This window comes from Polaromonas sp. (genome assembly GCF_030682935.1).
In the GTDB taxonomy this organism is placed as follows: domain Bacteria; phylum Pseudomonadota; class Gammaproteobacteria; order Burkholderiales; family Burkholderiaceae_C; genus Polaromonas.
In genome coordinates this window covers 1-8742 of sequence record NZ_JAUXNA010000068.1, presented here as the reverse complement: position 1 = coordinate 8742, position 8742 = coordinate 1, and the positions used below count along the sequence as shown (strand labels likewise).

Sequence of the window (8742 nt, the reverse complement as noted above, 5' to 3'; positions counted from 1 at the left end):
TCGTTGATCAGTTCGTGCATGCGCACGACATTGACGCGCACCCGGTCGAACAGGCGCGCCTCCTCTTCGCTGAGCCGGCCCTTGAGCCGGCGCGCCAGCAGAACGCTGAAGCCCTCGATGCTGCGCAGGGGCGATTGCAGGTCGTGTGACACCGAATAGCCAAACGATTCCAGCTCGGCATTGGTGGCGCGGAGCTGGTCGGTACGTTCGTTCACGCGTTGCTCCAGTGTTTCGTTCAGGCGCTGGATCTCGCGGTCGCGCCGCAGCCGCACCAGTTCGGCAGTGATGCGGCTGGCAAAAATCTGGAGCAGCGCGTCCCGGTCCGGCGAGGGAGCCTGCGGTTTGCGCCAGAAGGCGTTGACAATCCCTATGGTGCTGCCATCGGCATCGCGCAGCGCCGCGCCCGCATAGGCCCGGTAGCCGCCGTCCACCAGAAACTGGTCCTGCGGAAACAGTTGCTGGATGCCGTCCGTGTAGATGCACAAATCGCTGCCGGCGACGGCCAAGTCGCAGGGTGTGCCGGCAAGCTGGTAGTTGATGTTGGGCTGCAGCTCGCCGTCCTGCATCATGGCCAGTGAACTCACGCTGTCGTCGGGGCCGGTTTCACCCACCATCACCAGATCCGCACCGATGGCCTGGCCCAGGTGCTGCACCGCCAAGCGGAAAAAGGCCTCGCCGGTTTCGGCCGACAGGCCCTTGGCCATGTCGATCAGCAGGGCTTCGCGCCGCTTCTGGTCGCTGATGTTGATGGTGGAGCTCAGGATGCAGGGTTCGCCGGCGATGTCGACGATGACCGACCATACCCGGCAGTCCACCATGGCACCGTTTTTATGCCGCATTTGTGTCTCACGGACGACCACGCCATCCCGGGCGCGCAACTCCGCGATGAATCCGGTTCGCTCCTGGTCGCTGGCCCAGACACCGGCTTCGACCGAGGTGCGCCCCAGCAGTTCCTCGCGCACGAAGCCCTGTACCGAGTCCTCGGCCGCGTTCACCGCCAGGAAGGTGCCGTCGGAGACCCGCGTGATGGTCATGTTGATGGGGCTGAAGTCAAAGGCCTTGGAAAACAGTTCTTCCGATTGCCGCGCGGCCTGGCGGGCCTCGGTCTCTGCCGTGGCGTCGGTGATGGTGGACACCACGATGCGCCCGTGGCCCATGCCTTCGATTTCTGTGGAGAGCAGCACGTGCAGCCGCCTGCCGTCCTTGGCCCGTGCCTCCAGCGGCAGGTTGATGACACGGCCGGCCGCGGCCATATGGCGCTGGAATGCCTTGCGTTCCTCCGGGTTGCGCCAGAGCCGCGCGTCGGTACCGCCAATAAACTCCTCGCGGCTGTAGCCGTACATGCGCTCAAAGGCCGGGTTGACATCGAGCACCGCCATGTCTTCAAGCGACTGCACAACGATGGCCGCCGGGCTGCTGCGAAAGATGCGGCTGAAGCGGTCCTCGCTCAGGCGCAGGCGGTCCTCGGCTTCCTCGCGGCGCCTGAGTTCAGCATGCTGCTCGCGCAGCGCCCGCAGCACCACCTGGCGGCTGGTGTAGACGCTGCCGGCTATGCCTGTGAGTAGCAGGACAGTCACCAGCCAGAAGCGCAGGTTCACCGTGAAATCGGCTGGGCCCAGCAGGCCGGCCAGTTCAGCCCAGCACAACAGGCCGAGAACGAGGGAACTCAAGACAACCGCCGAGATCAGGGACTTTTTCCCCTGCATCAGTCCGGCGGCAATCACCGCGCCGACAAAACCCAGCAGCAGCGTACTGCGGACCGACCCGTAGGCCAGCATGCCAGCCGCTGACACGCCGATCAGGGAATAGACCAGCAGGTAGCTGGTCCATTGGTAGTGCCCGAGGTGCAACAGCCAGTAGGCCAAGGCAGTCAGTGCCAGCGAAACGACGATCACGCCGATTTGCACGTCGCCGCTTTCCTGGACCAGCGTCAGGCCCAGCACAATCGGCAGGCTGGCAAGCAGCATCAGCAGCAGCGAGCGCAGCCCGCGCGAGTACCGTTGTTCTATGAGCGCCGCAGCCAGCAGCCGCGTGGATTCGGGGGATGAGGTGTCGGGCATGGTGGATAGGGCTTGATTGGCACTGTTTTCACCCGGTTCGCACTTGCATAAATAGTGTGAATAGGCCCTGGCGAATACTAAAGCATTGCATGTGGCCCGCCAGATGTGCCAGATGTATTTGCTGCTAACCCTGGGCGACGGGCCGTGCCGGATCGCTGCACCAGTCGCTCCAGCTGCCAGCGTACAGGCTGCTGCGCCCCAGACCGGCGATCTCCATGCCGATCAGGTTGGGAATGGCACTCACACCGCTGCCGCAGTGGTGCACCACGCTGGCAGGGTCTCTGCCGCCCAGCAGGGCCTCAAACTCGGCCCGCAGTTCGCCTGCGGCCTTGAACTTGCCATCGGCGCCAATGTTCTGGCTGAACGGCCGGTTCAGGGCGCCCGGGATGTGGCCGGCCACCGGGTCCAGCGGCTCCACCTCGCCTTTGAAGCGCGGCGTGGCGCGCGCATCAATGAGGGTCTGGGCAGGGCGTCCGAGCTGGACGGCCACGGTTTGGCCGTCCACCAGGGTAGCCAGAGCGGGGGCCAGCTTGAAATTGGTCTGAAAGTGTGCCGGCTCTTCGCCGCTGTTCACCGCGCCGCCTGCAGCCTGCCAGGCTTGCAGTCCGCCATCGAGTACGGCCACGTTGTTGTGACCGGCCCATTTGAGCATCCACCACAGGCGGCCGCAGTAGTTGGCGCCGTTACGGTCGTACACGACGGCCTGCATGCCGTTGGCAAAGCCGACACTGGAGAGCCAGGTGGCAAATCTTTCGCGGTTGGGCAGCGGGTGGCGTCCACCCGAGGCGGGAGCGTCAGCACCGCTGGCGGTTATGACGCCATGCGCACCTGGCACGCCGTGTCTGGCACTGAGCGCCGTGTCCAGGTGGGCGTAAACAGCGCCGGGAATGTGTGACGCCAGGTATTGCTCTTCGCCGGCGTGGGGCTGGGTCAGGTCAAAGCTGCAGTCAAACACGCGCAAAGGCTGGCCGCTGTCCTTCAGCGCCTGCAGCTGTTCGGCGGAAATCAGGGTGGTGTAGTTCATCTTGTGCTCCTTGGCAAACTCAGTGTTCTTCAGCCGGCGCATTCGGTGCGGCGCGCGCCCGCAGCGCGGTGGCAGCAATGGCGCTGACGATGATGAGCGCCATGCCGGCCCAGCCCACCAGGGGGATATTGTCACCAAACACAAGCAGGCCGTAGAGCGCGGAAAACACGATTCCGGCGTACTGCAGGTTGGCCACCATCAGCGTTGCGCCATGATTTTCGGACATGGAATAGGCCTTGGTCATGCACATCTGGCCGAGCGAGGCCAGAAGGCCCAGCGGCGGCAGCCACAGCGCATGCCGCCAGTTCCAGGGCGACAGACCTGTGAACAGCATGCCGAGCGCGCCGGCCACCGCGGTGCCGACGGCAAAGTAAAACACCGTGCGCGTTTCGGGCTCGCCCATGCGTGAAATCGCCATGACCTGCATGTAGGCAAAGGCGGCGCCGAGGCCGGACAGCAGCCCGATCAGGCCGGCAAACATCTGGTTTTGGTCCATCGCCGGGCGCAGCAGCATCACGACGCCTGCAAAGCTGGACAGAATTGCCAGCACCAGGGGCCCCTGGCTCGGCCCCTTTTTGCCGGATTTACCCAGCATGAGCGCGCCGCCGACCAGAAAAGCGGCAATCCAGACGCTGCTCATGTAGTTGAGCGTCATGGCGGTGGCCAGCGGCAGGTGGGCAATCGCGTAAAACCAGGCGGACAGCGACATCACGCCGATGACGCTGCGCCAGGCGTGCATGGCGGGCACGCTGGTGCGCAAGGAGGTGCCGCGCGCGTGCGCGTAAGAGGCCATGAAAACAATGCCCAGCACGCCGCGGTAAAAGACCAGTTCGGCGCTGTTGAAATACCCGGACGCGACCTTGACGACCACCCCCATGGTGGCAAACAGGAAGGAGGAAAGAAGCATCCAGACGGCTTGCATCGCGCGGGGTGATTATTTAGTGATGAAAAGTGGCTCTAGCCAAATAGGGTCGGGCGCATGTAGCTATTTAATTAATAGCATAAAGGCGACTGCGGCCCACGCTTTCAAATCATCTGCGTGGTTTTGCTGGCGCCCATTTCGCGGCGGTACCACTCGTGAAAGTGCTGCATGCCGTCTTCCATGGGGCTTTGGTAGGGGCCGAATTCGTTGTCGCCACGCAGCATCAGCGCCTTGCGGCCGGCGTCCATGCGCAGGGCGAGCTCGTCGTCTTCCACGCAGGTTTCCATGTAGGCGGCCTGCTGTGCTTGCATGAACTCGGGCTCGAAGGCGCAGATTTCTTCGGGGTAGAAAAACTCCACCACATTGAGGGTTTTGTCAGGGCCCTGCGGGTGCAGCGTGCTCACCACCAGCGTATGCGGGTACCACTCCACCATGATGTGCGGGTAATAGGTGAGCCAGATGGCGCCGTATTTGGGCGGCACACCGCGCCGGTACTGCAGCACCACGTCATGCCATTTTTTATACACATCGGTGCCGGGTTTGCCCAGCTTGTCGGACACGCCCACGGTTTGCACCGAGTAGTGGGGGCTCAGGTCCCAGCGCAGGTCGTCGGTGGTCACAAACCCGCCCAGCCCGGGGTGGAAGGGGCCAACATGGTAGTCCTCAAGATACACCTCGATGAAGGTTTTCCAGTTGTAGTTGCACTCGTGCAGATGCACCTTGTCGAGCTGGTAGCCCGAAAAATCCAGGTCGGCCATATGGCCTGATTTTTGGCCCAGAGACGCCATTTCGGCGGCAATGTCGCGGCCATTGTCTTCAAACACCAGGCCGTTCCAGGTCGTGGTTTTGTAGCGGTTCAGGTTCAGGCAGGGGTCCACCAGAAAGTGCGGCGCACCCATCAACTCGCCCGAGGTGTTGTAGGTCCAGCGGTGCAAGGGGCAGACGATGTTGCTGCCGGTGTTGCCGCGGCCCTGCAGCATGGTGGACTGGCGATGGCGGCAGACATTGGAGATCAGCTCAATGCCCGCGCTATTCCTTACCAGCGCACGGCCATCGCCTTCCTGGGGCAGGGCGTAATAGTCGCCCAGATTGGGCACGGCCAGCTCGTGGCCGAGGTAACGCGGCCCGCGCGAAAACAGCTTTTGCTGCTCCCGCTGGTAGAGGCCTGCATCGAAATAACTGGAGATGGGGAGCTGGCTGGTGGCCTGCAGTAAACGAAGGCTTGGATCAGGCATGCGATTTGGGTGAACGCGCCGCCGCAGACAGGCTTTGGAGGCAGGTGAATAAGCAAGTGAACAATCAGGCTGAACGGGCAGCCTGCGGTTGAAAACAATAACGAAAGCGTCCAGAGGGGGCGAGGCTAAAACTGGGGCGGTGAGCTGTTACAGAAGATTTTGATTGAGTGTACCTGCGCGCGTCGCCTGGCGGGGTCCCGTAAGAGGCCCCCCGATAATGGGGCGGCAGCGCCGACGATCCCCGCAACGGCCTAAAATCGGTCCTCACTTCAAATAACCATGGCTAAAAGTTCTACTTCCTCCGCATCCACCCTTGGCGTAACCGGCGCGACCAGCCCGGCAGTGCCCGCCACCTACGAGGCCGCACTGCAGGAGCTGGAAGCGCTGGTGGCCAGCCTGGAATCGGGCCAGTTGCCGCTGGACCAGTTGCTCACGGGTTACCAGCGCGGCGCCCAGCTGCTGAAGTTTTGCCGGGACAAGCTTGAAGCCGTGGAAACCCAGATCAAGGTGCTGGAAGGCACGGAGCTCAAGCCCTGGGTGCAAGAGTAATTGTCAGCGCCATCTACAGCGCAAGAGAGCATCATTGAACGCCCCTGAAAAACTTTCCTTGTTCGTGCTGAGCGCCTGGAGCGCGCAGCAGTTGGCCACCGTCGAGCAGGCCCTGTCCCGCTGGGTGGCCTGTCCGACCGATGCACCGGCGCCTGCCGGGCTGGGCGATGCCATGCGCTATGCCGTGCTCGACGGGGGCAAGCGCCTGCGTCCGCTGCTGGTGATGGCGGCCCGCGAGGCCGTGAATGGCAGCATGGAGGCTGCGTTGCGCGCAGCGTGCGCGGTTGAACTGATTCATGCCTATTCGCTGGTGCATGACGACATGCCCTGCATGGACAACGACGTGCTGCGCCGCGGCAAGCCCACGGTGCACGTCAGGTTTGGCCAGGCCCAGGCGCTGCTGGCCGGCGATGCGCTGCAGGCACTGGCTTTTGAACTTCTCACCCCTGAAGGCGATTCGGTAGCGGTGGCGACGCAGGCGCACCTGTGCCGCATGCTGGCGCAGGCAGCGGGCTTTCAGGGCATGGCGGGCGGCCAGGCCATAGACCTGGCCAGCGTGGGCCGGCCGCTAACGTCAGACCAGCTGCACGACATGCACCGCCTCAAAACCGGCGCGCTGCTGCAGACCAGCGTGATGATGGGGGCTGCGTGCGGCGCCGCCACGCCGGCGGCGCAAAGCGCGCTGCGCGATTACGGCGCGGCGGTGGGCCTGGCGTTTCAGGTCGTTGATGACATTCTGGATGTGACGGCCGACTCGGCCACGCTGGGAAAAACCGCCGGTAAGGACGCCGCCCAGGACAAACCTACCTTTGTGTCGCTGATGGGGCTGCAGGCCTCCAGAGATTACGCACAGCAACTGCTGGCCCATGCGCTGGCCCGCCTCGAAGTCAGCGGGCTTGAGAACACCCATGCCTTGCGGGCGCTGGCCGACATGCTGGTCAATCGCCAGCACTAGGCGCGCGCCCATGCGAGCGTTACTGCCCTGAAAATACACCACGATGTACAAATTGCTTGAAACCATCAACAGCCCCGCCGATCTGCGGCGGCTACCCCGCTCCCAGCTCAAGGCCCTGGCCGACGAGTTGCGCGCCTTCGTGATCGACAGCGTGTCCAAAACCGGTGGGCATTTGAGTTCCAACCTGGGAACGGTGGAGCTGACGGTGGCTTTGCACTACGTTTTCAACACGCCCGACGACCGGCTGGTGTGGGACGTGGGCCATCAAACCTACCCGCACAAAATCCTCACGGGTCGGCGCGAGCGCATGAGCACGCTACGGCAGTTTGGCGGGCTTTCGGGTTTTCCGCGCCGTGACGAGAGCGAGTACGACACCTTTGGCACGGCCCATTCGTCAACGTCGATTTCTGCCGCGCTGGGCATGGCGCTGGCCTCCCACCAGAAGGGTGAAAACCGCCACGCGGTGGCCATCATTGGTGACGGCTCCATGAGCGCCGGCATGGCGTTTGAGGCCCTGAACAACGCCGGGGTGCATGACGACTGCAAGCTGCTGGTGGTGCTCAACGACAATGACATGAGCATCAGCCCGCCGGTGGGCGCCCTGAACCGCTACCTGGCCCAGCTGATGAGCGGACGCTTTTACGCATCGGCCAAAAATGTCGGCAAGCAGGTGCTGCGGGTCGCACCGCCGCTGCTGGAACTGGCCAAGCGCCTGGAGGCCCATGCCAAGGGCATGGTGGTGCCGGCCACGCTGTTTGAAAATTTCGGTTTCAACTACATCGGCCCGATTGACGGTCACGACCTGGAATCGCTGATTCCCACGCTGGAAAACATCAGGCACCTCAAGGGGCCGCAGTTTCTGCACGTCGTCACCAAAAAAGGCCAGGGCTACAAGCTGGCCGAAGCCGACCCGATTGCCTACCATGGCCCCGGCAAGTTTGACCCGGCCATGGGTCTGCAAAAATCCACTGCACCCGCCAGGCAGACCTTCACCCAGGTGTTTGGCCGCTGGTTGTGTGACATGGCAGAACAAGACAGCCGGCTGGTTGGCATTACCCCCGCCATGCGGGAAGGCTCGGGCATGGTGGAGTTTCACCAGCGCTTTCCCGGCCGCTACCACGACGTGGGCATCGCCGAGCAGCATGCAGTGACGTTTGCCGCCGGCATGGCCTGCGAGGGGCTCAAGCCCGTGGTCGCGATTTACTCGACTTTTTTGCAGCGCGGCTACGACCAGCTGATTCACGATGTGGCGCTGCAAAACCTGCCCGTGGTGTTTGCACTCGACCGCGCCGGCCTGGTGGGGGCCGATGGCGCCACTCATGCGGGTGCCTACGATATTCCCTTTTTGCGCTGCATTCCCAATATGAGCATCGCTTGCCCGGCTGACGAAAACGAGTGCCGCAAACTGCTGACATCGGCGTTTGAGCAAAACCACCCGGTGGCCGTGCGCTACCCGCGCGGTGCCGGTGCCGGTGTGGCCCCGGAGGCCGGTCTGCAGTCGCTGCCATTTGGCAAGGGCGAGATTCGCCGCGAGGCTGATGTCCAGGGTAAGGGCATCGCCATTCTGGCTTTCGGCACGCTGCTGTATCCCGCGCTGCAAGCCGCAGAAAAACTGGGCGCCACGGTCGTCAACATGCGTTGGGCCAAGCCGCTCGATACTGAATTGCTGCTGAAGGTGGCGGCTGAGCATGAGGCGCTGGTCACGGTTGAAGAGGGCGCCATCATGGGTGGCGCGGGCAGTGCCGTGGGCGAAGCGCTGCAGGCTGCCGGCGTGGTGAAACCCCTGCTGCACCTGGGCCTGAAGGACGAATTCATCGAGCATGGCGATCCGGCCCGGTTGCTGGCTTTGCAAGGCCTGGACGCGGCAGGCATTGAGGCGGCCATTGCCGCGCGTTTCGGCCCCCTGTGTCAGTCTGGCAAGCCTGCCAAGATGCCGCTTCAATCGGTGGCTTGAACTGATTCCGTCCATCCGGCTCGCGTATAAGCGAGGCTGCCGC

At 63.4% G+C, this 8742-nt stretch carries 7 protein-coding genes; 3 read left to right on the top strand and 4 right to left on the bottom strand.

The genetic code is table 11. The annotated features are described in order from the left end of the window. From Q8K05_RS02590 to Q8K05_RS02575, 4 genes are all read right to left on the bottom strand, one after another. Positions 1–2060: PAS domain-containing sensor histidine kinase (locus Q8K05_RS02590; protein WP_305244980.1), on the bottom strand; the 2060-nt coding region annotated here is incomplete at its 3' end. Positions 2061–2184: 124 nt separating this feature from the next. Beyond that, entirely contained in the window at positions 2185–3084 is a 900-nt protein-coding gene (locus Q8K05_RS02585; protein ID WP_305244979.1) for a sulfurtransferase, read from the bottom strand. Positions 3085–3103: 19 nt separating this feature from the next. Continuing rightward, entirely contained in the window at positions 3104–4006 is a 903-nt protein-coding gene (locus Q8K05_RS02580; RefSeq protein ID WP_305244978.1) for a DMT family transporter, read from the bottom strand. A gap of 104 nt (positions 4007–4110) precedes the next feature. Continuing rightward, positions 4111–5241 carry an aromatic ring-hydroxylating dioxygenase subunit alpha gene (locus Q8K05_RS02575; protein WP_305244977.1) on the bottom strand — a complete coding sequence of 377 codons (1131 nt, stop codon included), beginning with the start codon at positions 5239–5241 and terminating at the stop codon, positions 4111–4113. A 279-nt stretch (positions 5242–5520) separates the two neighbouring features. Between Q8K05_RS02575 and Q8K05_RS02570 the strand changes: the two genes are divergently transcribed. The 3 genes from Q8K05_RS02570 to dxs are packed head-to-tail and all read left to right on the top strand — an operon-like array spanning position 5521 to position 8699. After that, on the top strand, positions 5521–5790 hold the full coding sequence (locus Q8K05_RS02570; protein WP_305244976.1) for an exodeoxyribonuclease VII small subunit: 270 nt from the start codon (positions 5521–5523) through the stop codon (positions 5788–5790). Positions 5791–5824: 34 nt separating this feature from the next. Beyond that, positions 5825–6745, top strand: coding sequence for a polyprenyl synthetase family protein (locus Q8K05_RS02565; protein ID WP_305244975.1), 921 nt, complete (start codon positions 5825–5827; stop codon positions 6743–6745). A gap of 43 nt (positions 6746–6788) precedes the next feature. Continuing rightward, positions 6789–8699, top strand: coding sequence for a 1-deoxy-D-xylulose-5-phosphate synthase (gene dxs / locus Q8K05_RS02560; protein ID WP_305244974.1), 1911 nt, complete (start codon positions 6789–6791; stop codon positions 8697–8699). Positions 8700–8742: the final 43 nt, after the last annotated feature.

What these genes read in the sequence shown, in the direction of transcription:
- Q8K05_RS02580 (WP_305244978.1), bottom strand. Translation starts at nt 4,006, where the DNA reads ATGCAAGCCGTCTGGATGCTTCTTTCCTCCTTCCTGTTTGCCACCATG.
- Q8K05_RS02570 (WP_305244976.1), top strand. Translation starts at nt 5,521, where the DNA reads ATGGCTAAAAGTTCTACTTCCTCCGCATCCACCCTTGGCGTAACCGGC.
- Q8K05_RS02575 (WP_305244977.1), bottom strand. Translation starts at nt 5,241, where the DNA reads ATGCCTGATCCAAGCCTTCGTTTACTGCAGGCCACCAGCCAGCTCCCC.
- Q8K05_RS02585 (WP_305244979.1), bottom strand. Translation starts at nt 3,084, where the DNA reads ATGAACTACACCACCCTGATTTCCGCCGAACAGCTGCAGGCGCTGAAG.
- dxs (WP_305244974.1), top strand. Translation starts at nt 6,789, where the DNA reads ATGTACAAATTGCTTGAAACCATCAACAGCCCCGCCGATCTGCGGCGG.